Source organism: Aminobacter sp. Piv2-1, from assembly GCF_037625995.1.
Taxonomy (GTDB): Bacteria; Pseudomonadota; Alphaproteobacteria; order Rhizobiales; family Rhizobiaceae; genus Aminobacter.
The window spans coordinates 26,777-48,927 of sequence record NZ_JARKMU010000003.1; the positions used below are offsets into that span (position 1 = coordinate 26,777).

The 22,151-nt window shown below is 67.6% G+C and carries 19 protein-coding genes; 14 read left to right on the forward strand and 5 right to left on the reverse strand.

Annotated features, from left to right (window positions below; genetic code table 11):
• Both AmiPiv_RS06395 and AmiPiv_RS06400 read left to right on the forward strand, forming a co-directional pair.
• On the forward strand, positions 1-1,494 hold the full coding sequence (locus AmiPiv_RS06395; RefSeq protein WP_340036506.1) for an HlyD family type I secretion periplasmic adaptor subunit: 1,494 nt from the start codon (positions 1-3) through the stop codon (positions 1,492-1,494).
• A 157-nt stretch (positions 1,495-1,651) separates the two neighbouring features.
• The gene (locus tag AmiPiv_RS06400) at positions 1,652-3,100 is read left to right on the forward strand and encodes an aldehyde dehydrogenase family protein (RefSeq protein ID WP_340036507.1); all 1,449 of its coding nucleotides are present in this window, start codon (positions 1,652-1,654) and stop codon (positions 3,098-3,100) included.
• Positions 3,101-3,161: 61 nt separating this feature from the next.
• Here the strand turns inward: AmiPiv_RS06400 and AmiPiv_RS06405 are convergent, their stop codons facing one another.
• The 3 genes from AmiPiv_RS06405 to AmiPiv_RS06415 all read right to left on the reverse strand — a co-directional run bounded on the left by AmiPiv_RS06405 (position 3,162) and on the right by AmiPiv_RS06415 (position 5,883).
• Positions 3,162-3,833, reverse strand: coding sequence for an MBL fold metallo-hydrolase (locus tag AmiPiv_RS06405; RefSeq protein ID WP_340036882.1), 672 nt, complete (start codon positions 3,831-3,833; stop codon positions 3,162-3,164).
• Positions 3,834-3,883: 50 nt separating this feature from the next.
• A complete protein-coding gene (locus tag AmiPiv_RS06410) occupies positions 3,884-5,050 on the reverse strand; it encodes a diphosphate--fructose-6-phosphate 1-phosphotransferase (RefSeq protein ID WP_340036508.1) in 1,167 nt (388 codons plus the stop codon).
• A 92-nt stretch (positions 5,051-5,142) separates the two neighbouring features.
• Entirely contained in the window at positions 5,143-5,883 is a 741-nt protein-coding gene (locus AmiPiv_RS06415; protein ID WP_445206921.1) for a L,D-transpeptidase, read from the reverse strand.
• Between the two features lie 182 nt (positions 5,884-6,065).
• Here AmiPiv_RS06415 and AmiPiv_RS06420 point away from each other — a divergent pair, with 182 nt between their 5' ends.
• The 3 genes from AmiPiv_RS06420 to xylB all read left to right on the forward strand — a co-directional run bounded on the left by AmiPiv_RS06420 (position 6,066) and on the right by xylB (position 9,707).
• Positions 6,066-6,689 (forward strand): LysE family translocator, encoded by a 624-nt coding sequence (locus AmiPiv_RS06420; protein ID WP_340036509.1) that lies wholly within the window; start codon positions 6,066-6,068, stop codon positions 6,687-6,689.
• A 28-nt stretch (positions 6,690-6,717) separates the two neighbouring features.
• Positions 6,718-8,040 (forward strand): tetratricopeptide repeat protein, encoded by a 1,323-nt coding sequence (locus tag AmiPiv_RS06425; protein WP_340036510.1) that lies wholly within the window; start codon positions 6,718-6,720, stop codon positions 8,038-8,040.
• A gap of 215 nt (positions 8,041-8,255) precedes the next feature.
• Positions 8,256-9,707 (forward strand): xylulokinase, encoded by a 1,452-nt coding sequence (gene xylB, locus AmiPiv_RS06430; protein WP_340036511.1) that lies wholly within the window; start codon positions 8,256-8,258, stop codon positions 9,705-9,707.
• Between the two features lie 14 nt (positions 9,708-9,721).
• Here the strand turns inward: xylB and AmiPiv_RS06435 are convergent, their stop codons facing one another.
• On the reverse strand, positions 9,722-10,081 hold the full coding sequence (locus AmiPiv_RS06435) for a nuclear transport factor 2 family protein (protein ID WP_340036512.1): 360 nt from the start codon (positions 10,079-10,081) through the stop codon (positions 9,722-9,724).
• A 151-nt stretch (positions 10,082-10,232) separates the two neighbouring features.
• Here AmiPiv_RS06435 and xylA point away from each other — a divergent pair, with 151 nt between their 5' ends.
• The 3 genes from xylA to AmiPiv_RS06450 all read left to right on the forward strand — a co-directional run bounded on the left by xylA (position 10,233) and on the right by AmiPiv_RS06450 (position 12,754).
• Positions 10,233-11,543 carry a xylose isomerase gene (xylA, locus tag AmiPiv_RS06440; RefSeq protein WP_340036513.1) on the forward strand — a complete coding sequence of 437 codons (1,311 nt, stop codon included), beginning with the start codon at positions 10,233-10,235 and terminating at the stop codon, positions 11,541-11,543.
• 158 nt (positions 11,544-11,701) lie between these two features.
• Positions 11,702-11,932, forward strand: coding sequence for a hypothetical protein (locus AmiPiv_RS06445; RefSeq protein WP_340036514.1), 231 nt, complete (start codon positions 11,702-11,704; stop codon positions 11,930-11,932).
• 63 nt (positions 11,933-11,995) lie between these two features.
• A complete protein-coding gene (locus AmiPiv_RS06450; RefSeq protein ID WP_445206909.1) occupies positions 11,996-12,754 on the forward strand; it encodes a TIGR01458 family HAD-type hydrolase in 759 nt (252 codons plus the stop codon).
• Between the two features lie 227 nt (positions 12,755-12,981).
• Here the strand turns inward: AmiPiv_RS06450 and AmiPiv_RS06455 are convergent, their stop codons facing one another.
• Positions 12,982-13,962 (reverse strand): GlxA family transcriptional regulator, encoded by a 981-nt coding sequence (locus tag AmiPiv_RS06455; RefSeq protein WP_340036515.1) that lies wholly within the window; start codon positions 13,960-13,962, stop codon positions 12,982-12,984.
• 79 nt (positions 13,963-14,041) lie between these two features.
• Here AmiPiv_RS06455 and AmiPiv_RS06460 point away from each other — a divergent pair, with 79 nt between their 5' ends.
• The 6 genes from AmiPiv_RS06460 to AmiPiv_RS06485 all read left to right on the forward strand — a co-directional run bounded on the left by AmiPiv_RS06460 (position 14,042) and on the right by AmiPiv_RS06485 (position 21,953).
• Positions 14,042-14,959, forward strand: coding sequence for a 3-keto-5-aminohexanoate cleavage protein (locus AmiPiv_RS06460; RefSeq protein WP_340036516.1), 918 nt, complete (start codon positions 14,042-14,044; stop codon positions 14,957-14,959).
• A 258-nt stretch (positions 14,960-15,217) separates the two neighbouring features.
• Complete coding sequence (locus AmiPiv_RS06465; protein ID WP_340036517.1) at positions 15,218-16,306, forward strand: 3-hydroxyacyl-CoA dehydrogenase NAD-binding domain-containing protein; 1,089 nt, start codon at positions 15,218-15,220, stop codon at positions 16,304-16,306.
• A gap of 4 nt (positions 16,307-16,310) precedes the next feature.
• On the forward strand, positions 16,311-17,474 hold the full coding sequence (locus tag AmiPiv_RS06470; RefSeq protein WP_340036518.1) for an acyl-CoA dehydrogenase family protein: 1,164 nt from the start codon (positions 16,311-16,313) through the stop codon (positions 17,472-17,474).
• 70 nt (positions 17,475-17,544) lie between these two features.
• Positions 17,545-19,980 (forward strand): acetate--CoA ligase family protein, encoded by a 2,436-nt coding sequence (locus tag AmiPiv_RS06475; protein WP_445206910.1) that lies wholly within the window; start codon positions 17,545-17,547, stop codon positions 19,978-19,980.
• A 2-nt stretch (positions 19,981-19,982) separates the two neighbouring features.
• A complete protein-coding gene (locus tag AmiPiv_RS06480) occupies positions 19,983-20,765 on the forward strand; it encodes a carnitinyl-CoA dehydratase (protein WP_340036519.1) in 783 nt (260 codons plus the stop codon).
• A 246-nt stretch (positions 20,766-21,011) separates the two neighbouring features.
• Entirely contained in the window at positions 21,012-21,953 is a 942-nt protein-coding gene (locus tag AmiPiv_RS06485) for an alpha/beta hydrolase (RefSeq protein WP_340036521.1), read from the forward strand.
• Positions 21,954-22,151 lie beyond the last annotated feature (198 nt).

Consider the following 22,151-nt stretch of genomic DNA (forward strand, 5'->3'; position numbering starts at 1 on the left):
ATGTGGAATGAGACCATCGCGCGATTGCAGCAGTACGCGGCCCTTGTGGAAGCCTGGTACGAGGAGGTCTTTACCGCGGCAGGCTGGGCCAATCCCGACGAGGCGGCGCGCATCGCCCTCTATGTGACGCTGATCGTCCTTGTGGGCTGCATCATGATGCTACTCTGGCTGGCGCTTGCCGGTCCCTCGCCGAAAGCCGCCGATCCAAGCCTCGCGCAGGTGACGCGCTGGCCCCGCAGGCTGGGCTATGCGGCGTTCCTGCTGCTTGTCGCCGGCTTCGGCGCCTGGGCATCGACCGCGCCGCTGGCGAGCGCCGCCATCGCGCCAGCCGTCGTCAGCCCGGACGGCAGCCGCAAGACCATCCAGCATCTCGAAGGCGGGATCATCCGGACCATCCATGTCCGGGAGGGGGACTGGGTGGCCAAAGGCCAGAAGCTGATCACGCTCGAGGATACACAGGCCCGCGCCGGCCGCGACGAGTTGCGCGAGCGCTTCGTCCACCTGCTGACGACCGAGGCGCGACTCGTCGCCGAGCAGACCGACGCGGAGGACATCGCGTTTCCCGAGGAGCTAGAGTCTTTGGGGGTTTCCGAGGCCCATCCGACAATGCTGAGCCAGCGCGACCTTTTGCTCAGCCGCCGCGCCACCCTGGAGGGGCGAGACCGGATCCTGGGGCAGCGGGTCAAGCAGTTGGAAGAGGAGATCGCCGGCCTGCGCGAGATCATTACGGCCCAGGACACGCAGCTGATGCTGATCGGCAAGGAGATCAAGTCGGTCGAGGAGCTCTATAGCAAGGGGCTGGAACGCTTGCCGCGGCTTCTGGCGCTGCAACGCGAGCAGGCCGGGCTGCGGGCAGGGCAGGCGGCCAACCGGGCCGCGATCGCGCGCGACAAGCAGGAGATCGGCGAGGCGGAGATGCAGCTCCTGACGCTGCGCCAGGAGAACAAGGAGCGGGTGAACGAGGAATTGACGAAGGTGCGCGCCGGCCTGGCCGAGCTGCGCAGCCAGCTGCCGTCGCGAACCGACGTGCTGAGCCGAACCGTGATCGAGGCGCCGATTGCCGGGACGGTGATGAACGTCCGGGTGACGACCGAGACCGGCGTGATCGGCGCGGGCGCGCCTCTGCTCGACATCGTGCCGGCGGAGAGCAAGCTCATCATCGATGCAAGGGTCAAGCCAATCGACATCGACACGGTCCGGCCTGGCATGAGGAGCCGCATCCTGCTGACCGCCTACAGGCAGCGCAACATGCCCCAGATCCATGGCGTGCTGCGGACCATCTCGGCAGACAGGCTGATCGACGAGCGTTCCGGCGAGCCGTATTTCCTGGCCAAGGTCGAGGTCGACCGGGCAGAGCTTGCGCATGTTCCGGGGGTGCGGCTGAGCCCGGGCATGCCCGCCGAGGTGATGATCCTGACGGGCGAGCAGACCGTGCTGGCCTATTTCCTTGGCCCGCTGCTCGAATCCTTCGCCAGGAGTTTTCGCGAAAACTGAGCGCCAAGCTTCGGATGCCGGCTGTCGGTCCAGACAGCCCCAAGCGCTGAACCAGGCCTTCCCGCAGCAAGGCCGCCGGCCTAAAAATGCGGTCGGATTCAGGACATGGCCGCCGCGCGTGCCGGTCTAAGACCTTTATCGGAACAGGGAGCCTGCCATGCTGCGCAAGACGGAATTCTTCATCGACGGCAAATGGGTGGCGCCGGCCGTTGCCAGGGAGCTCGCGGTCATCAATCCGGCCGATGAGCAGCCCTTTGCGGTGATCTCGCTCGGATCGGCGGCCGACGTCGACAAGGCGGTGGCGGCCGCGCAGCGGGCGTTTCCCGCATGGAGCGCCACCAGCCGTGCCGAACGCATCGGCTATCTCGAGAAACTGCTCGCAGCCTACAGGCGGCGCATGCGCGACATGGCCGAGGCCATTTCGGCGGAGATGGGCGCCCCGATGAAGCTGGCGCTGGAATCGCAGGCGGCCTGCGGCGCCGGCCACATCGAGAGCTTCATCGAGGTGCTCGCCGAATTCGAGTTCGAGGAGCCGCTGAACGCCAGGAACCCGCAGGAGCGGATCGTGCGCGAGCCGATCGGCGTGTGCGGGCTGATCACGCCGTGGAACTGGCCGATGAACCAGGTGACGCTGAAGGTGGTGCCCGCACTTGCCGCCGGCTGCACCGTGGTGCTCAAGCCATCCGAGATCGCGCCGATGTCGTCCATCGTCTTCGCCGAGTTGATGGAGGAAGCCGGCTTCCCCGCAGGCGTGTTCAACATGGTCAACGGCGACGGCCCCACGGTGGGCGAGGCGATGTCCAGGCATCCCGGCATCGATATGATGTCGTTCACTGGCTCGACCCGCGCCGGCACGGCGGTTACCAGGGCGGCGGCCGAGACGGTCAAGCGCGTGGCGCTCGAACTCGGCGGCAAGTCGCCGAACATCGTGTTCGCCGACGTCGACCTCGAGGATGCGGTCGCACGCGGGCTGGCGCATGTGTTCGAGAACACCGGCCAGTCCTGCAACGCGCCGACGCGCATGCTGGTGCAGCGTCCGGTCTACGACAAGGCAGTCGACATCGCGGCGAAATATACGGCGACCGTCAGGGTCGGGCAGCCGGCCGAGGACGGCGACCATATCGGCCCGCTGTCGTCGGACGTGCAGTTCGACAAGGTGCAGGGCATGATCGACGCCGGCATCAAGGAAGGCGCGCGGCTGGTGGCCGGCGGGCTCGGGCGCCCCGAGGGCTTCAACCGCGGCTATTTCGTGCGGCCGACCGTCTTCGCCGACGTCAACAACGACATGCGCATCGCCCGCGAGGAGATTTTCGGGCCGGTGCTGGCGATGATCCCGTTCGAGACCGAGGAGGAGGCGATCGCCATCGCCAACGACACGCCCTACGGCCTGTCCGCCTATGTCCAGTCGGCCGACAAGGTCCGCGCCCAGCGCGTCGCCCGCAAGCTGCGCGCCGGCATGGTGCAAGTCAACGGCACCGACCGCCCCTATGGCAGCCCTTTCGGCGGCTACAAGCAGTCGGGCCTCGGCCGCGAGGGCGGCAAGTGGGGGCTCGAGGATTTTCTCGAGGTCAAGGCGATCAGCGGATTCGAGGAAGGGCTGGGCTGATCGTAGCTGCTGCTGGCGGTGAGGGGGCCCTTTGCGAAGCGGAGGGGCGCGCGGTGGACGTCTACCCCTCATTCCTTCTCAAATATTCCTCGGCGATTTCGCGCATCCGGGCACCGTCGATGCTGTCGGCGTGGCCGCCATGGACGACGCGAACGGGAAGCTCGATCAGCCGGCGCATGGTCGCGCAACAGGCAGTGCGGTCCGAATCCGGCATGTCGTCGACCAAAAGCCCGCCATGGATGGCGTCGCCGGAAAACAGCGTGCCGTTGCGCTCGTCGAACAGGCCGATGGAGCCGGGCGAATGGCCAGGCAGGTGCAGCACGCGGAAGGCGCGGTCGCCGAGGTCGATGACGTCGCCTTCGTCGAGCAGGCGGTGCAGCGGCGCGGGGCTGATCGCGTAATCGGCGGAGTGCCAGCCGGGATAGGGCAGCTCGGAAACGGCGCCGGGAAAGTTGCGGAACATGTGGGCGTAGGTCGCCTCGTCCGGCATGGTTTCGAAGAGCGGCGCCTCGATGCGCGGGCCGGCGCGCCAGGCAAATTCGTGCAGCGAGCCGACATGGTCGAGATGGACGTGGGTCGCGACCGCGAGCAGCGGCCTGCCCGGGATAGTCTCGATTTCAGGCGAGAGCGGGCAGATGCCCATGCCGGTGTCGACCAGCATGTCGAGGTCGCGGCCGCGCACCAGCCAGATGTTGGCGCGGCAATAGTCGGTGACTAAGGGCTCGGTCAGCATCGTCGTCCTGTCGTCGACGATGCGCTTCGAAAACCAGCCCGGCCGTGGCCTCACACGAACGGCCTGCCGATCTTGAAGCGCCCGGGCACGAGCCGGCGGAGATAGTCCATCCCCTTCTCCGACAGGTGGTTGGCGTCGGGCAGCATGAAATCGTCGGGCATGTGGCGGGTCTTGCCGGCAACGTTGGCAAGCGGCACCAGCCTCAGCACGGTCTTGCCGCCCTCGTATTTGAGCGCGACCGAGCCGCCGCCCTTGTCGGCCGCCTCGATGGCGAAGACGCCGGCGTCGAAGGCTTCCTGCGCGTCGACCGCGTTGACCGCGCCGACATAGCCGCGCGGCATGTAGCCGAGCGCATCGACGCGGGCGCGCTTGCCGGGCAGGCCCTCGGCCAGGGCCTGTTCGAAGGCGCGCGGCAGGTCGCTGCCGGAAAGCTTGATGTTGCCGTGGGCATCGCGCTCGAGCTTGTCGGCGGGAACGATGCTCTCGACCAGGGCGCGGCCGTCCTCGGTGGTGACGCCTTCGGACACGGCCACCACGCAGCGGCGGTGGCGGGCGAGCGTCGCCTTCACGTCGTCGATGAAGCGGGGCACCGAGAAGGCCCGCTCGGGAACGTAGACGAGGTGCGGGCCGTCGCCGTCGTCGTCGCGCCAGGCCGCGGCCGCGGCCGTGAGGAAGCCGGCATGGCGGCCCATGACGATGCCGACATAGATGCCGGGCAGCGCCCGGAAATCGAGATCGACGCTGAGGAAGGCACCGGCGACGAATTCGGCGGCCGAGATGAAGCCCGGAACGTGGTCGTTTTCCTCGAGGTCGTTGTCGATGGTCTTGGGCGCGTGCACGAAGGCCATGCTGCCCTGGGCCGCGTCGGTCAGGATCTGCTGGGTGCCGGCGGTGTCGTTGCCGCCGATATAGATGAAGGCCTGGGCATCGGCCTTCTTCAGGCCCTTGAGGATGACCTCGCAATAGGCCGCATCCGGCTTGTCGCGGGTGCTGCCCAGGGCCGCGCTAGGGGTGGCGGCGATGCGCAGGAGCTGCTCCTCGGCGATGTCGGTCAGGTCGACATAGTCGCCGTCGCGGATGCCGCGGACGCCGTGGCGCGAGCCGAGGATGCGGGCCTTGGGATGGCGGCGCCGGATTTCGAGCACCGCGCCGGCCATGGTCTGGTTGATGACGGCGGTCGGTCCGCCGCCCTGCGCGATCACGAATGTCGATGGCATGGTGGTCATCCTCCCCAATGATATCGGGAAACTTTCGTCCTTATCGGCAAGGGACGCAATGGGAGAGATGGAGCGGCCTGGGGACGGCCGCCCTAGCCGACGACGATCGGGCTCTTGCCGTGGACGCGGCTGAAGAGGTCGATGACGTCCTGGTTGATCATGCGCACGCAGCCCGACGACATGGCCTGGCCGATGGTCCACCATTCGGGCGAGCCATGCACGCGGTAGCCGGTGTCGCGGCCGTCCTGGAAGATGTAGAGCGCACGCGCCCCGAGCGGGTTGTCGAGGCCGCCGGGCTGTCCGCCGCGCCATTTCTCCAGCTCCGGCTTGCGGGCGATCATCTCAGGCGGGGGCGTCCAGGTCGGCCACTTCTTGCCGTACTGGATGTTGGCGCGGCCGGACCAGCGGAAGCCGTCGCGGCCGATGCCGACTCCGTAGCGGATGGCGTCGCCGCCCGTCTGGACGAGATAGAGATACCTCTCCTGCAGCCGCACGACGATGGTGCCTGGCGCTTCGCCGGTGGGATCGACGACGATCTGGCGGCGGAGTTTGGGATCGACCTTGGCGAAGGGGATCTCCGGCAGCTGATAGCCTTCGTCGGTGAAGGAGGCGTACATCAGCTCGGGGCTGGTGACCTGCTTGTCGACGCTGATGCTCGGCCGGATCGAACCGGTCGGCGTGGTGTCGAGCCCCATTTCCGGCACCTGCAGCATCTCCATGTCGAGCGTGCGGCTGCAGCCGGCGAGCAGGCCGGCAGCACCGATGCCGAAAAGGACGCTACGGCGCGAGGCGGATTTCGGGTCGCGATGACCGGCTGGGCCGGACCTGGGCAAGACAGGCGATTTCGACACGGCACAATTCCACTGGTTACGCGGACGGCCGAACGAACTCCGGCCCGATAGACTGCATTTTCAGCATTCATGGTTGAAAAAGGGTGAATGCCGGGGCCTCCCCGTTAAGGGCTTTACAACAGTGCCGCGGCGGAGCTTGATCGCCGGTCAACAGGGAGACCGCCATGTCGTTCGAAAGCTGGGCCGCGTTTGCCGCCGCATCCGCCGTGCTGCTCGTGATCCCCGGGCCGACCATCCTCCTGGTCGTCTCCTATGCGCTCGGCCAGGGCTGGCGCACGGCACTGCCGATGGCGATCGGCGTGGCGCTGGGCGACTTCACCGCGATGACGCTGTCGATGCTCGGCATCGGCGCGCTGCTCGCGGCTTCCGCCGCCGTCTTCACCATCCTCAAGTGGATCGGCGCGGCCTACCTCATCTATCTCGGCATCAAGCTGTTCCGTGCCGGTGGTGCGCTGGACGCCAAGCCGCGCACGGATGCGGCATCCGCCGCCAAGATGATGGCGCATGCCTGGATCGTGACGGCGCTGAACCCCAAGAGCATCACCTTCTTCGTCGCCTTCCTGCCGCAGTTCCTCGACCGCAGCGCCGACTTCTGGACCCAGATGCTGGTCTTCGAGCTGACCTTCCTGACGCTCGCCTTCGCCAATGCCTTCGGCTATGCGCTGGTGGCCGCGCGGGCTCGAAGAGTCGTGTCCAATCCGCGCGCCATCCGCATCTTCAACCGCACCGGTGGCACGCTGCTGGTCGGCGCCGGCATCGCGGCGGCTGCCGCCCGCTCCGGGCATTGAGGGACATTGTCATCGTGAAGGATCGGCCATGGTGAAGGACGGGCTCGGTCTTGCGCTGAGCGGCGCCGACGCGGCGGCGGCTGCGTATTACGAGCGCGGAGTGAGCGAACTGCAGCGTTTCGTCGGCGATCCGGTCGGTTCGGCCGACAAGGCGATCGCGGCTGCACCCGACTTCGTCATGGCGCATGTGCTGAAGGGCTGGCTCTACGGCCTGTCGACCGAGTGCGAGGCGATGGTCGTGGCGCGGGATTGTCACCAGACGGCAGCCGGGCTCGTCGCAACGGCGCGCGAAAAGGCGCATGTCGCAGCCCTCGGCCGTCTTGCCGGCGGGCACTGGCACGAGGCCGGGCATATCCTCGCAGAGCTGACGGCGGAGCATCCGACCGATGCGTTGGCGTTGCAGGCCGGGCACCAGATCGACTTCTTCACCGGCAATGCGCCGATGCTGCGCGACCGCATCGCGCGTGCGATGCCCTCGTGGGGCAGGGGCATGCCGGGCTATCACGCCATCCTCGGCATGCAGGCCTTCGGCTTCGAGGAGATGGGCGACTATAAGACCGCGGAGTCGCTCGGCCGCGAGGCGGTGGCGCTGGAGCCGCGCGACGGCTGGGCCCAGCATGCGGTGGCGCATGTGATGGAGATGCAGAGCCGCCAGGGCGACGGCATCGCCTGGATGCGCGGCAATGTCGACGCCTGGACGAAGGAGAGCTTTCTGCAGGTCCACAACTGGTGGCACCTGGCGCTGTTCCACTACGATCTCGGCGAGACCGACGAGGTGCTGGCGCTTTACGACGGGCCGATCTACGGCGCGCAGTCGAAGCTGGCGCTCAACATGGTCGACGCCTCGGCGATCCTGTGGCGGCTGCATCTCGGCGGTGTCGATGTCGGCGGGCGCTGGGCCAGCCTTGCCGCCAACTGGGCGCCGAAGGCTGCCGCCGGCAACTACGCCTTCAACGACGCGCATGCGATGATGGCTTTCGTCGGCGCCGGGCTCGAAGCGCCGGCCAAAGCGATGCTCGAGGCCCAGCGCGAGGCGATCGCGCGCGACGACGACAATGCCGCCTTCACCCGCGACGTCGGCCACCCCGTCACGCTGGCGGTCAAGGCCTTCGGCGAGGGGAGGTACGGCGAGACGGTGCGGCTGCTCGAACCCGTCAGGGCCATCGCCCACCGCTTTGGCGGCAGCCATGCCCAGCGCGACGTGATCGAGCTGACGCTGATCGAGGCGGCCCTGCGTGACGGCAATGACGCGCTGGCAGTGCGGCTCGCCACCGAGCGCAACCATGCGCGGCCGGCAAGCCCGTTGTCGGGCCTGTTCGTGCAGCGCGCGGCGCTTCTCGCCCATGGCTGACTGAGAGCGAAGGGCGTCGGCGAGGCGCTCGATTTATTTTTTGCGAGTTCCGAAATAAATGTCGACCCGACCCGGGAATGTTTGCTATTAAGCATCGTCCGTGGAGGAGCGGGCAGGTGGCCGGGCGTTCAGCCTGTTGGCGACGAAGGCCGGCCAATGACGTGAGAGGATGGGCGCTGGCCTTGCGTCCGCGTCGCTCATTCGGGAGGAACGGCATGTATCTCGGGCTCGATCTCGGCACGTCAGGCGTGAAGGCGCTTTTGATGGATGCCGACCAGAAGATCATCGGTTCCGGCCATGGTGCGCTCGACGTGTCGCGGCCGCATCACGGCTGGTCCGAGCAGGACCCGGCCGACTGGATCCGCGCCACCGAAGAGGCGGTCGCCGAACTCAAGGCGGCACATCCTAGCGAAATCGCCGCCGTGCACGGCATCGGCCTGTCGGGCCAGATGCATGGCTCGACGCTGCTCGATGCCTCTGGCAAGGTGCTGCGCCCGTGCATCCTGTGGAACGACACGCGCAGCTTTGCCGAGGCGGCGGCGCTCGATGCCGATCCGCGCTTCCGCAAGATGACCGGCAACATCGTTTTCCCCGGCTTCACCGCGCCCAAGCTCGCCTGGGTGAAGGCCAACGAGCCCGACATCTTCGCCAAGGTGGCCAAGGTGCTGCTGCCCAAGGACTATCTGCGTCTCTGGCTGTCGGGCGAGTACATCTCCGAAATGTCCGACTCCGCCGGCACGTCATGGCTGGACGTCGCGGCGCGGCGCTGGTCGCCGGAGCTTCTGGCCGCCACCGGCCTCGGCGCCGAGCACATGCCGTCGCTGGTCGAGGGCACGGAGCGGGCCGGAACGCTGCGCGGCGAACTGGCGGCGAAATGGGGCATGGGGCAGGGCGTGGTCATCGCCGGCGGCGCCGGCGACAACGCCGCTTCGGCCTGCGGCATGGGCACGGTCAAGCCGGGCGCCGCCTTCGTGTCGCTCGGCACGTCGGGCGTGCTGTTTGCCGCCAACGGCGCCTATCTGCCCAATCCGGAGAGTGCCGTGCATACCTTCTGTCATGCGCTGCCCAATGCCTGGCACCAGATGGGCGTCATCCTGTCGGCGACGGACTCGCTCAATTGGCTGTGCAACGTCACCGGCAAGGATGCTGCCGAACTGACCCGCGAGCTGGGCGACGAACTGCGCGCGCCGTCGGGCGTCACCTTCCTGCCCTATCTCTCGGGCGAACGCACCCCGCACAACGATGCGGCGATACGCGGCTCGTTCACGGGGCTTGCGCATGAAATCGACCGGGCGGCGATGACCCAGGCCGTGCTCGAAGGCGTGGCTTTCGCCTTCCGCGACAGCCTGGAGGCGCTGGCCAAGGCCGGGACATCGCTGACGCGCGTGACCGCCATCGGCGGCGGGTCGCGCTCGCGCTACTGGCTGAAGTCGATCGCCACCGCGCTCGGCCTGCCGGTCGACATTCCCGCCGACGGCGATTTCGGCGCCGCCTTCGGTGCCGCGCGGCTCGGCCTCATCGCCGCCGAAGGCCCCGACCCGCATCAGGTCTGCACGCCGCCGGCGACCGCCGAAACCATCGAGCCGGTGGCGGCACTGGCAGGCGCCTATGACGAGGCCTACCAGCGCTATCGCAAGCTCTATCCGGCGATCCGGGGGACGACGTGAGCGCCGACCGAGTTTCAGCCCGGCACCTTGTCGAGGAAGCCGGTGATGGCGCTCAGGTGGCCGCCTTCGATGGTGGCGAAGTCGGTGCCTTCGACGATCGCGTCGACGCCGTCGGGGCCAAGGCCCCAGGAGAAGCGGATGGTGTCGCCGAAGCCGTCGGCCTTGCCCTTCAGCTTGAAGCGGAAGCCGGGGAACTGGCTGTGCACGCCGGCGATCAGCGCGTCGATGCCGCCATGGCCGTCGCCCTGCATGATCGGGTCGCGGTAGCTGACGCCGGAGGTGAAGGCGGCGTCTATCTTCGCCTTGCGGACGGCTGCGTCGGTCTCGTTCCAGGCGGCGAAGTAGGCGTCAGTGATGGCGTTGTAGTCGGTCATTTCTGCTCTCCGTCGGGTTCGTCTTGGTTGACGCGGCCTTTGTCGCAGCAGGCACGACTGGAACCAATTACGCCTGAGGTAATCGAATTCGGAATTTCGGCAGCGGCCCCGGAACGGGCGGCGATGCGTACTCACTGAAAGGAGTTCTCCCATGAGCACCGGCTATTTCGGCGACATCAAGCCCGTCAAATATGAGGGACCGGACAGCACCAACCCGCTGGCCTATCGGCACTACGATGCCGACGAGGTGGTCCTCGGCAAGCGGCTGGAAGACCATCTGCGCTTCGCCGTCGCCTACTGGCACAGCTTCGCCTGGCCGGGCGGCGACCCGTTCGGCGGCCAGACCTTCGAGCGGCCCTGGTTCGGCGAGACGATGGACAGCGCCAAGCTTAAGGCCGACGTCGCCTTCGAGCTGTTCTCGCTCTTGGGCGTTCCCTACTACTGCTTCCACGATGCCGACGTGCGGCCCGAGGGCGCGACCTTCGCCGAGAGTGCCAAGCGCCTCGACGAGATCGCCGACCATTTCGAGGCCAAGATGGCCAAGACCGGCGTCAAGCTTCTGTGGGGCACGGCGAACCTGTTCTCCAACCGCCGCTTCATGGCGGGTGCCGCGACCAATCCCGACCCGGACGTCTTTGCCTATGCGGCAGCCACGGTGAAGCACTGCATCGACGTCACCAAGCGGCTGAAGGGCGAGAACTACGTGCTGTGGGGCGGACGCGAGGGCTATGAGACGCTGCTCAACACTGACATGGGCCGCGAGCTCGACCAGCTCGGCCGCTTCCTCAATCTCGTCGTCGATTACAAGCACAGGATCGGCTTCACCGGCACGATCCTGATCGAGCCGAAGCCGCAGGAGCCGACCAAGCACCAGTACGACTACGACGTCGCCACCGTCTACGGCTTCCTCAGGAAGTACGGGCTGGAGAAGGAGGTGAAGGTCAACATCGAGCAGGGCCATGCCATCCTGGCCGGGCACTCGTTCGAACACGAGCTGGCGACCGCCAATGCGCTCGGCATCTTCGGCTCCATCGACATGAACCGCAACGACTACCAGTCGGGCTGGGACACCGACCAGTTCCCCAACAACGTGCCGGAGATGGCGCTGGCCTATTACCAGGTGCTGCTGGGTGGTGGCTTTAAGACGGGCGGCACCAATTTCGACGCCAAGCTGCGCCGCCAGTCGCTCGACCCCGAGGACCTGCTGGTCGCCCATATCGGCGGCATGGACGCCTGCGCCCGTGGCCTCAAGGCTGCGGCGAAGATGATCGAGGACAAGGCACTGTCGGGCCCGCTCGACGCCCGCTATGCCGGCTGGAACTCGGCCGAGGCCAAGGCGATGCTGGCAGGTGAGCGCAGCCTCGAGGATATCGCCGCGCGCGTGGTCAAGGACGGCATCGAGCCGCAGCCGAAGTCGGGGCGGCAGGAATATCTGGAGAACGTCGTCAACCGCTACGTCTGACGGCGCCTTCCGGGAACGGCTGTCCGAAGCCGTTGGGCCCCACGCGCCGTTCGTGGGTGGGGCACGGGCGGTTGAGGTTCCGGCGGGGGCACACCTTGCCCCCGAATTGCCCCTTTCTCGCCCTCATGGCGCCAGTCGAATCAGCCACTTAGTGTCCCATGAGACGGGAACAAAAGACTTTCACCACGCAAAACCACGATCCGGCGATCGAGGCTCTCCTCGACAAGTCGGAGGCCGTTTCGATCGTCGACCGCCTGATGGCGCTGCCGCCGGTCACGGAGACCGAACTGTCCGACGAATGGAGCCGGGCAGTGGCCAAGCGGCTCGAACTCGTGCTCGCCGAGAGCATGCGGGCGCGGATCGACCACGAGGGCCGCGACGCGGCATAGCCCCTTGCCGCTGCGTTTGACGAACGGAGGATGGTCAGCCATCCTCCGGGGATGATACGCGCGGTGCTCCTGGATCTTTCGGGCGTCGTCTATGACGGCGACACGCCGATCCCGGGCGCGGTCGAGGCGATCGCGCGGCTGCGCGATGCCGGCCTGCCCATCCGCTTCGTCAGCAACACCACGCGCTCGCCGCGACAGGCGATCGTGGCGCAGCTGGCCGGGCTCGGCATCGCCGTGTCGGATGGCGAACTGCTGACGCCGGCGAACGCCGCGGTCGCATGGCTGACGGCGCATGGCTGCAGTCCGCATCTGCTCGTGCATCCGGATCTCGAAGCGGAGTTTTCCGGCGTCCCCACGGGCGAGCTGAAGGCCGTCGTGGTCGGCGACGCCGCCGAGGCCTTCGACTACGCAGCGATGAACGGCGCCTTCCGGCAGCTCGTCGACGGCGCCGAGTTCCTGGCGCTCGCCACCAACCGGACCTTCAAGGACGCCGACGGCGGCCTCAGCCTCGATGCCGGGGCCTTCATTGCCGCGCTCGAGTTCGCCGCCGGCAAGCAGGCGATCGTGCTCGGCAAGCCCTCGCGCGACTTCTTCCACGCCGCCCTTGCCGGCCTGGGCTGCGGGCCGGGCGATGCCGTCATGGTCGGCGACGACATGGAGAGCGACGTCGCCGGCGCGTTGCGGGCAGGGCTGGGGGCAGGGCTATTGGTGCGCACGGGCAAGTACCGGCCGGGCGACGAGGGCCGCTTCGCCCCGCATCCGACCGCGGTCGTCGACGACCTGACCGGTGCGGTGGACTGGATCCTTCGCAAGCGAGGCTGAGAGCTTCCCATGGTCGCCGGCACCCTTCTCCTGACCCAGCGCATACGAGGTTACCCCCACCCCTAACCCCTCCCCACAAGGGGAGGGGGATTCCGGCGCTGGTCGCGCCCAGCGAGATGGGCTCACCATTGGATCGCATGGCGCGAAGCAAAGCCTCCCTCCCCCTTGTGGGGAGGGATTGAGGGTGGGGGGTCTGAAGCGCACAGGCGGCTCCGGCAGAGCGCCAACTACGCCCGCCGCATCCTCACCGGCGCGGTGCCGAAGGCCCGCGAAAAGCTGCGGGAAAAGGCAGCGGCGGAGGAGAAGCCGGTGCGCTCGGCCACTTCGGCCATGCTGACGCGGGTGTCCACCACCAGCCTGCGGGCGGCACTCAGGCGCAGCCTGAGATAGTAGGCGCCCGGCGTTTCGCCGATCGAGCCGCGGAAGATGCTTTCGAGCGTGCGCGCCGTCACGCCGGCGCGCTTGGCGATCGCCTCGATCGTCAGCGGCCGGTCGACATGCGCCTCCATCAGCCGGATCGCCTGGGCGAGCCGCGGGTCGTAGCCGTCGAGCCGGCCGAGCGAGACCAGCGGCTGGGCATCGGTTGCCGCACGCGACTGGTCGTAGATGAAGACGCTGGCCACATCGAGCGCCACCGCCATGCCGAGCCGCGACCGCACCAGATGCAGCATCAGGTCGAAGGTCGGCGCGGCCCCGCCGCAGGTGAAGACGGGACCGTCGATGATGTAGCGGTCGGGGCGCACGTCGACCTCGGGAAAGGCCACGGAAAAGTCCTCCAGATCCTCCCAGTGCGTGGTCGCGGCTCTGCCGTCCAGCAGGCCGGCGCGGGCGACCAGCCAGGTGCCGGCCTCGACACCGCCGACCGCCCGCGCGCCACGGGCGGCGCGGCGCAGGCCGCCGAGCAGCTTGGAGGTGGCGTAGCCCTGCGTGCCGAAGCCGGCGATGACGACGAGCACGTCGCACGGTTCGCCGGGATCGAAGGCGCCGGATACGGCTACCGGCAGGCCGCAGGTGGTGACCGCCGGCTGCCCGGTGGCCGAGACGAGGCGGAAATCGAACAGTGTTTCGCCGGCGATGCGGTTTGCGGCGCGCAGCGGATCGATGGCGGAGGCCACGCACATGATGGACGCGCCGGAGAAGACCAGCATCGTCACCCTGAGCGAGGCGCGCTCGCTGCGAAAGATTGTCGGTTTTTCGCTCTTGGCCATTTGGATTTCGTAAAACGCAAAACAGATGCACGCAAGCGGCGCGATGATCGCGACAGATGTTTCGTATGGGAGGAATGCGATGCCGCTCGAGATGAACCGCGAGGTCTTCATTACCTGTGCCGTGACCGGGTCCGGCGGCACGCAGGATCGCAGCCATCTGGTGCCGCGTTCGCCCAAGCAGATCGCCGACTCGGCCATCGAGGCGGCCAAGGCGGGCGCGGCGATCGTCCACTGCCACGTCCGCGATCCCGAAACCGGCAAGCCGCGCCGCGACATCCATCTCTACCGCGAGGTGACCGAGCGCATCCGCGCGGCAGACGTCGACGTGGTGCTGAACCTGACCGCCGGCATGGGCGGCGACATGGTGTTCGGCGGCGTCGAGAACCCGTTGCCGCTGAAGGAAGCCGGCACCGACATGGGCGGCGCCTCGAACCGCGTCGAGCACGTGCGCCAGTGCCTGCCGGAAATCTGCACGCTCGACTGCGGCACGATGAACTTCGCCGAGGCCGACTATGTCATGACCAACACGCCGGGCATGCTGCGCGCCATGGGCGGCATGATGACCGCGATGGGCGTGAAGCCCGAGATCGAGGCCTTCGACACCGGCCATCTCTGGTTCGCCAAGCAACTGGTGGAGGAGGGCGTGCTAGCCCCCGACACGCTGGTGCAGCTGTGCATGGGCGTGCCGTGGGGCGCGCCTGATGACCTCAACACCTTCATGGCCATGGTCAACAACGTGCCGAAGAGCTGGACCTTCTCGGCCTTCTCGCTCGGCCGCAACCAGATGGCCTATGCGGCGGCGGCGGTGCTGGCCGGCGGCAACGTACGCGTCGGCCTCGAGGACAATCTCTGGCTCGACAAGGGCGTGCTGGCGACCAACGCGCAGCTGGTCGAAAAGGCGGTGACCATCGTCGAGACCCTCGGCGCGCGGGTCATCGGGCCGGAAGAGGTGCGCAAGAAGCTGAACCTCGTGAAGCGCGCGCCGCTGGCGGCGTAGCATGGAAGCGCGAAGCACCCCCCTCTGGCCTGCCGGCCATCTCCCCCTCAAGGGGGGAGATCAGTCGCGTCGCCGGCGGTACCCATCCTGCACCGTCGCAAGGATAGGCTTTGCCAAGTTGGTGATTGGCAACGGGGTTGATGACGGTCTGATCTCCCCCCTTGAGGGGGAGATGGCCGGCAGGCCAGAGGGGGGCGTGACGAAGCTCCTCGATCCCAATTTCCATTCAATTCCAGCGGCTCTCCCGGAGTTCACACAATGACAATTTCCAAGGCGGCCGCCATCGGCGGCGGGGTGATCGGCGCGGGCTGGGTGGCGCGGCTGCTGCTCAACGGCATCGACGTGTCGATCTTCGATCCCGACCCGGAGGCCGCCCGCAAGGTTGGCGAGGTGATGAAGGGCGCGCGCCGCGCCTACAAGCAGATGGTGCCTGGCGGCCTGCCCAAGGAGGGCAAGCTGACCTTCGCCAAGACCATCGCGGAAGCCGTGGCCGACGCCGACTTTATCCAGGAAAGCGTGCCGGAACGGCTCGATCTCAAGCACAGGGTGCTGGCCGAGATCGACCAATATGCGCCGGCCAACTCGATCGTCGGCTCGTCCACCTCGGGCATCAAGCCGTCCGACATGCAGGTGGCGATGAAGAAGCATCCCGAGCGGCTGGTGGTCGGCCATCCGTTCAACCCGGTCTACCTGCTGCCCATCGTCGAGATCGTCGGCGGCGCCCAGACCTTCCCCGAGGCCATCGAGGTCGCCAAGGAAATCTATGCCTCCATCGGCATGAAGCCAGTGGTCATCCGCAAGGAGATCGAGGCCTTCGTCGGCGACCGCCTGCTGGAGGCGGCGTGGCGCGAGGCGCTGTGGCTGATCAAGGACGGCATCTGCTCGGTCGAGGAACTCGACGACATCATGCGCTACGGCTTCGGCCTGCGCTGGGCCCAGATGGGCATGTTCCAGGTCTATCGCGTCGCCGGCGGCGAGGCGGGAATGCGCCACTTCATGGCCCAGTTCGGCCCCTGCCTGAAATGGCCGTGGACCAAGCTGATGGACGTGCCGGAATTCAACGACGAGCTAGTCGACCTGATCGCGACCCAATCGGACGACCAGTCGTCGAAGTGGTCGATCCGCGAGCTGGAGAAGATCCGCGACGACAATCTCGTGGCGATCATGGATGCGCTGTCGAAGCAGAACAAGGGCAAGGGCTGGGGCGCCGGCGCGCTCTACAAGGACTACACGCGGCAGCTCGCCGCGCAGGCCAAGCCCAAGGTGTCGAAGGCGGCCGAAAAGGCCAAGGCTGCCAAGCCGGTGAAGAAGGCAACGAAGAAGGCCGCGGCCAAGAAGAAGGGCTGAGACGATGCATTTCGGTCTGTCCGAGGAACAGCAGCTGATCGTCGACACGACGCGCGCCTTCGTCGAGAACGAGCTTTATCCGCATGAACGCGAGGTCGAGCGCACCGGCCACCTCCGGCGCGAGCTGATCGAGGAGATCAAGGCAAAGGCGATCGCCGCCGGGCTCTATGCCGCCAACATGCCGGCGGACGTCGGCGGCGCCGGGCTCGATACACTGACCTGGCTGCTCTACGAAAAGGAACTCGGCCGCGCCAACTATGCGCTGCACTGGACCTGCGTGGCGCGCCCGTCCAACATCCTGCTCGCCGGTACGCCGGAGCAGCGCGAAAAGTACCTGTTTCCCTGCATCCGCGGCGAGAAGTCGGACTGTCTCGCGATGACCGAGCCGGGGGCCGGCTCCGACCTGCGCGGCATGAAGGCATCCGCGGTCGAAAAGGGCGGCGACTGGGTGCTGAACGGCACCAAGCATTTCATCAGCCACGCCGACCTCGCCGATTTCGCCATCGTGTTCATGGCCTCGGGCGAGGAAGACACGCCGCGGGGGAAACGCAAGAAGATCACCGCCTTCTTCGTCGACAAGGGCACGCCCGGCTTCACCGTGCGCGACGGCTATCGCAACGTCTCGCATCGCGGCTACACCAATTCGGTGCTGGAGTTCGACGACTGCCGGCTGCCGGCGAGCCAGGTTCTGGGCGAGGTCCACAAGGGCTTCGAGGTCGCCAACAGCTGGCTGGGCGCGACGCGCCTGCAGGTCGGCGCCACCTGCCTCGGCCGCGCCGAGCGGGCGCTGGGCCACGCGGTCGAATACGCGGCCCAACGCGAGCAGTTCGGCCAGCAGATCGGCAAGTTCCAAGGCGTGTCGTTCAAGCTCGCCGACATGGCGACCGAGCTCAAGGCAGCCGAGCTGATGGTGATGGAGGCCGGCTGGAAATACGACCAGGGCACGGTCACCGACCAGGACATGGCGATGGCCAAGCTCAAGGCCACCGAGATGCTGGCCTTCGTCGCCGACGAGGCGATCCAGATCCATGGCGGCATGGGCCTGATGGACGACCTGCCGCTCGAGCGCATCTGGCGCGACGCCCGCGTCGAGCGCATCTGGGAAGGAACGTCCGAAATCCAGCGGCACATCATCTCGCGCGCCCTGCTCAGGGCGGTGGGCGGATGATGTCGCGGCTTCCTGGTTCGACCCTCCCCCTTGTGGGGAGGATGGCCCGCAGGGCCGGGTGGGGGTAAATATGTCTGGCTCGACTTCATCTACCCCCACCCCGAAGCCGGCGCCGCCCGAACCCGGCAAGAGCCGCCTCGAACGGCTGCTGCGGCCGAAGTCGATCGCCGTGTTCGGCGGCTCGCAGGCAGCGGCCGTGGTCAGGCAGTGCCTGAAAATGGGCTTTGCCGGCGACATCTGGCCGGTGCATCCGACAAAGGACGAGGTCGAGGGCATCAGGACCTTCCGCTCGGTGGCGGAGCTGCCCGCTGCACCCGACGCGGCCTTCATCGGTGTCAACCGCTTCCTGACCATCGAGGTGATCGCGCAGCTCTCGGCGCGCGGCGCGGGCGGGGCGATCTGCTTCGCCTCGGGCTTTCTCGAAGCCGGCAATGACGACGCCGACGGCGAGCGGCTGCAGGGGGAACTGGTGGCGGCGGCGGGCGCGATGCCGGTCATCGGACCCAACTGCTATGGCCTCATCAACTATGCCGACGGCGCGCTGTTGTGGCCCGACCAGCATGGCGGCCAGCGGCTGGCGCCCGGCGGGCGCGGCGTCGCCATCATCACGCAGTCGTCGAACATCGCCTGCAACCTGACCATGCAGAAGCGCGGCCTGCCGGTCGCCTTCCTGATGACGGCGGGCAACCAGGCGCAGACGGGTCTCTCCGAGATGGCGCTGGGCCTGATCGAGGACGAGCGGGTCTCGTGCCTCGGGCTGCACATCGAGGGCTTCGACACCGTCGACGGCTTCGAGCGGCTGGCTGCGCGCGCGCGGGAGTTGGGCAAGCCGATCGTCGCCATGAAGGTCGGCCGCTCCGAGCAGGCGCGCAAGGCGACGATCTCGCACACGGCGTCGCTGGCCGGTTCCGACGCGGCGTCTGATGCCTTCCTCAAGCGCCTGGGTATTGCCCGCGTCGACACCATCCCGTCGCTGCTCGAGACGCTGAAGCTCTTGCATGCGGTCGGCCCGCTGCCGGGTTTTTCGCTGTCGTCGATGAGCTGCTCGGGCGGCGAGGCTTCGGTCATGGCCGACAGCGCCGAGGGCCGGCGGCTCCGTTTCCCCGCGCTGACGCCGGAGCACCATGCGCGGATCAAGTCGACGCTCGGCGCCTTCGTGGCGGTCGCCAATCCGCTCGACTACCATACCTTCATCTGGAACGACGAACCGGCGATGACCGCGACCTTCGCGGCAATGGCATCGGGTGGTTTCGACCTCAACGTGCTGGTGCTGGATTTCCCGCGCAACGATCGCTGCTCGGACGCCGACTGGTGGCCGACCGTGCGCGCCTTCGAGGCGGCACTGAAGGCCAATGGCGCGCGCGGCGCCGTGGTGGCGTCGATGTCGGAGAACCTGACCGAAGAGCACGCCGCGGATCTCCTTGCGCGCGGCATCGTGCCGTTGCAGGGCATCGCCGAGGCGATGGACGCGGCCGAGGCTGCGGCGACGATCGGAGAAGCGTGGGGGAGGCCGACAGCTGCCAAGGTGGGCGAGAAATCACCCCCTCACCGTCTCGCTTCGCTCGACACCTCTCCCCCTGCCCGGGGGAGAGGAATCGAACCTGAAGATGGCGCGAGCTCCATGACTGGCGGTTCCTCTCCCTCACGCAGTGGGGGAGAGGTGGCTCGGGCGGAGCCCGAGACGGTGAGGGCTGCCTCGGCGACGTTGGCTGCCAGAACTCCGCAGACCCTCGACGAAGCCGCAGCCAAATCCCTCCTTCGAGACGCTGGCCTTGCCGTTCCGTCTGGCCATCGTGCATCGACCGTAGCGGAAGCAATCGCAGCGGCCGAGGCGCTTGGCTATCCCGTCGCGCTCAAGGCGCTGGGCGTCGCTCACAAGAGCGAGTTGGGCGCGGTGCGGCTCAATCTGCGGACCGGCGAGGATGTGGGCGCGGCTGCCGCCGCGTTGCTGCCGCTGGGCAGCGGCCTCTATGTCGAGAAGATGGTCTCGGGCGGCGTGGCCGAGCTGATCGTCGGCGTCGTGCGCGATCCGCTGTTCGGTACTGTCATGACCGTCGGCACCGGCGGCGTGCTGGTCGAACTCCTCAAGGACAGCGCCACGCTGCTGCTTCCCGTCTCGCGCGGCGAGGTCGAGGCGGCGCTCAAGCGGCTGAAGATGTTCCCGCTGCTCGACGGCTACCGCGGCCGCCAACGGGGGGATGTCTATGCCGCCATCGATGCGATCATGGCCATTGCCGCATTCGTGTTGGAGCATGCCGATGCGATCGAGGAGCTCGACATCAACCCGCTGATCGTCTGTGGGGAAGGGCAGGGCGCCTGGATCGCGGATGCGCTGCTGGTTTGTTCTTCCCCCCTCGAGGGGGAGGTGGCCGCGAAGCGCCAAGAGGGGGTAGCCTCGGGAGGCACCGCCAACACGCCGTGCCCAGCTTTGACGACCCCACCCGTCCGGACTGCGTCCGGACACCCTCCCCTCAAGGGGGAGGGGAGCGCAAGCGCAGGAGAGTGAAAATGTCCGACGTCGTGAAAACCCGAAAGGAAGGCGTGATCCTCGAGGTCACGCTCGACCGGCCCAAGGCCAACGCCATCGACCTCGCCACGTCGCGGCTGTTGGGCGAAACCTTCAAGGCCTTCCGCGACGACGAGGGCTTGCGCATCGCCATCGTAAAAACGGCGGGCGAAAAATTCTTCTCGGCCGGCTGGGACCTGAAGGCCGCGGCAAACGGCGATGCGGTCGACGGCGACTATGGCGTCGGCGGCTTCGGCGGGCTGCAGGAACTGCGCGACCTCAACAAGCCGGTGATCGCCTGCGTCAACGGCATGGCGGTCGGCGGCGGCTTCGAGCTGGCGCTGTCCTGCGACCTGATCTACGCCTCGGATCATTCGAGCTTCGCGCTGCCGGAAATCCGCGCCGGCACGCTTGCCGACGCCGCCACCATCAAGCTGCCCAAACGCATCCCCTATCATGTGGCGATGGACCTTCTGCTCACCGGCCGCTGGATGGACGTGGCCGAGGCGCATCGCTGGGGCCTGGTCAACGAGGTGCTGCCGGCCGACAAGCTCGAGGACCGCGTCTGGGAGATCGCCCGGCTGCTGGCCGGCGGGCCGCCGCTGGTTTTCGCTGCGATCAAGGAGGTTGCCCGCGCCGCCGAGGTGATGGGCTTCCAGGAAACGATGAACCGCATCACCAAGCGCCAGTTCCGCACGGTGGACGAACTCTACGCCTCGGAAGACAATCTCGAGGGCTTCAAGGCATTCGCCGAAAAGCGCGACCCGGTGTGGAAGGGGAAGTAGGTTCGTGGAGATGACTGCGTTCTCTCGCGCCCCCCTCTGGCCTGCCGGCCATCTCCCCCACGAGGGGGGAGATCAGTCGCGTCGGCCTCGCGCCAAGCTCCTCGGCTTCGCAACGCGGCGTACATCTGGGAAGCTTGCGATTGGTCGCGACGTCGGCGGCAGCCTGATCTCCCCCCTCGTGGGGGAGATGGCCGGCAGGCCAGAGGGGAGCGACGTAGAGCGCTACCTCGACCGAGGTTCGCGCCAATGACCGACTACGCCAAACTCATCGACGCCGAGACCTGGGCCTTCATCGAGCGGACCAACTCCTATTATCCGCCCGATACCATCGACTACACGGTTCACCAGCAGCGCGATATCTACGACCGCATGTGCGGCGAGTTCTTCGCCGGCTATCCCGAGGGCGTTGCGGCCGAGACGACCGCCATCGCCGCCCCGGGGCGGAAAATCCCGATCCGCATCTACCGCCTGGCCGGCACGACGCCGGAGGCGGTGGTGCTCTATTTCCACGGCGGCGGGTTCATTCTCGGCGGGCTCGACAGCCATGACGACGTCTGCGCCGAGCTCTGCGGCCGGACGGGCTACGAGGTGGTGTCCGTCGACTACCGGCTTGCGCCCGAGCACCGGCATCCGGCGGCCTTCGACGACGCCATGGCCGCGTTCGAATGGGCGATCGAGGCCCACGCGCAGCCCGTCGTGCTCGCCGGCGACAGCGCCGGCGGCAACCTCGCCGCCGCCGTCAGCCACGCCACGCGCGGGCACGAGCGCCGGCCGGTCGGCCAGGTGCTGATCTATCCCGGGCTCGGCGGCGACCAGTCGCGCGGCTCCTATGTCCGGCATGCCGAGGCGCCGATGCTGACGATGCGCGACCTCGAATTCTACAAGGACATCCGCACCGGCGGCGAGGACCGCACCGGCGACATCACGCTCATGCCGCTGGCCGACGCCGATTTCGCCAATCTGCCGCCGACGGTGATCATCACCGCCGAATGCGACCCGCTGTCTTCCGACGGCGAGGCCTATGGCGAACGCGTGGTCGCCGCCGGCGGAAAAGCCTTCTGGTTCGAGGAGCCAGGGCTGGTGCACGGCTACCTGCGCGCGCGCCATTCGGTGGGCCGCGCCCGCGCCAGCTTCACCCGCGTCGTCGATGCGGTCGCCGCGCTGGGGCGTGGCGAGTGGGTGTGGTGAGGAGGTAGCGCTCCTTCGCACCCCCCTCTGGCCTGCCGGCCATCTCCCCCACAAGGGGGGTGATCAGTCGCGTCACCGCCGGTGCTCATCCTCCAGGATGCCGACAATTGTGATCGCCGGGCATAATTTGGCCCTTTGCGATGTTGGTGATTGTGGCCGGCGCCGATGAAGGCTTGATCTCCCCCCTTGTGGGGGAGA

Coding starts and splice junctions, on each gene's coding strand:
- AmiPiv_RS06395 (WP_340036506.1), top strand. CDS start 1: ATGTGGAATGAGACCATCGCGCGATTGCAGCAGTACGCGGCCCTTGTG.
- AmiPiv_RS06400 (WP_340036507.1), top strand. CDS start 1,652: ATGCTGCGCAAGACGGAATTCTTCATCGACGGCAAATGGGTGGCGCCG.
- AmiPiv_RS06405 (WP_340036882.1), bottom strand. CDS start 3,833: ATGCTGACCGAGCCCTTAGTCACCGACTATTGCCGCGCCAACATCTGG.
- AmiPiv_RS06410 (WP_340036508.1), bottom strand. CDS start 5,050: ATGCCATCGACATTCGTGATCGCGCAGGGCGGCGGACCGACCGCCGTC.
- AmiPiv_RS06420 (WP_340036509.1), top strand. CDS start 6,066: ATGTCGTTCGAAAGCTGGGCCGCGTTTGCCGCCGCATCCGCCGTGCTG.
- AmiPiv_RS06425 (WP_340036510.1), top strand. CDS start 6,718: ATGGTGAAGGACGGGCTCGGTCTTGCGCTGAGCGGCGCCGACGCGGCG.
- xylB (WP_340036511.1), top strand. CDS start 8,256: ATGTATCTCGGGCTCGATCTCGGCACGTCAGGCGTGAAGGCGCTTTTG.
- AmiPiv_RS06435 (WP_340036512.1), bottom strand. CDS start 10,081: ATGACCGACTACAACGCCATCACTGACGCCTACTTCGCCGCCTGGAAC.
- xylA (WP_340036513.1), top strand. CDS start 10,233: ATGAGCACCGGCTATTTCGGCGACATCAAGCCCGTCAAATATGAGGGA.
- AmiPiv_RS06445 (WP_340036514.1), top strand. CDS start 11,702: ATGAGACGGGAACAAAAGACTTTCACCACGCAAAACCACGATCCGGCG.
- AmiPiv_RS06455 (WP_340036515.1), bottom strand. CDS start 13,962: ATGGCCAAGAGCGAAAAACCGACAATCTTTCGCAGCGAGCGCGCCTCG.
- AmiPiv_RS06460 (WP_340036516.1), top strand. CDS start 14,042: ATGCCGCTCGAGATGAACCGCGAGGTCTTCATTACCTGTGCCGTGACC.
- AmiPiv_RS06465 (WP_340036517.1), top strand. CDS start 15,218: ATGACAATTTCCAAGGCGGCCGCCATCGGCGGCGGGGTGATCGGCGCG.
- AmiPiv_RS06470 (WP_340036518.1), top strand. CDS start 16,311: ATGCATTTCGGTCTGTCCGAGGAACAGCAGCTGATCGTCGACACGACG.
- AmiPiv_RS06475 (WP_445206910.1), top strand. CDS start 17,545: ATGTCTGGCTCGACTTCATCTACCCCCACCCCGAAGCCGGCGCCGCCC.
- AmiPiv_RS06480 (WP_340036519.1), top strand. CDS start 19,983: ATGTCCGACGTCGTGAAAACCCGAAAGGAAGGCGTGATCCTCGAGGTC.
- AmiPiv_RS06485 (WP_340036521.1), top strand. CDS start 21,012: ATGACCGACTACGCCAAACTCATCGACGCCGAGACCTGGGCCTTCATC.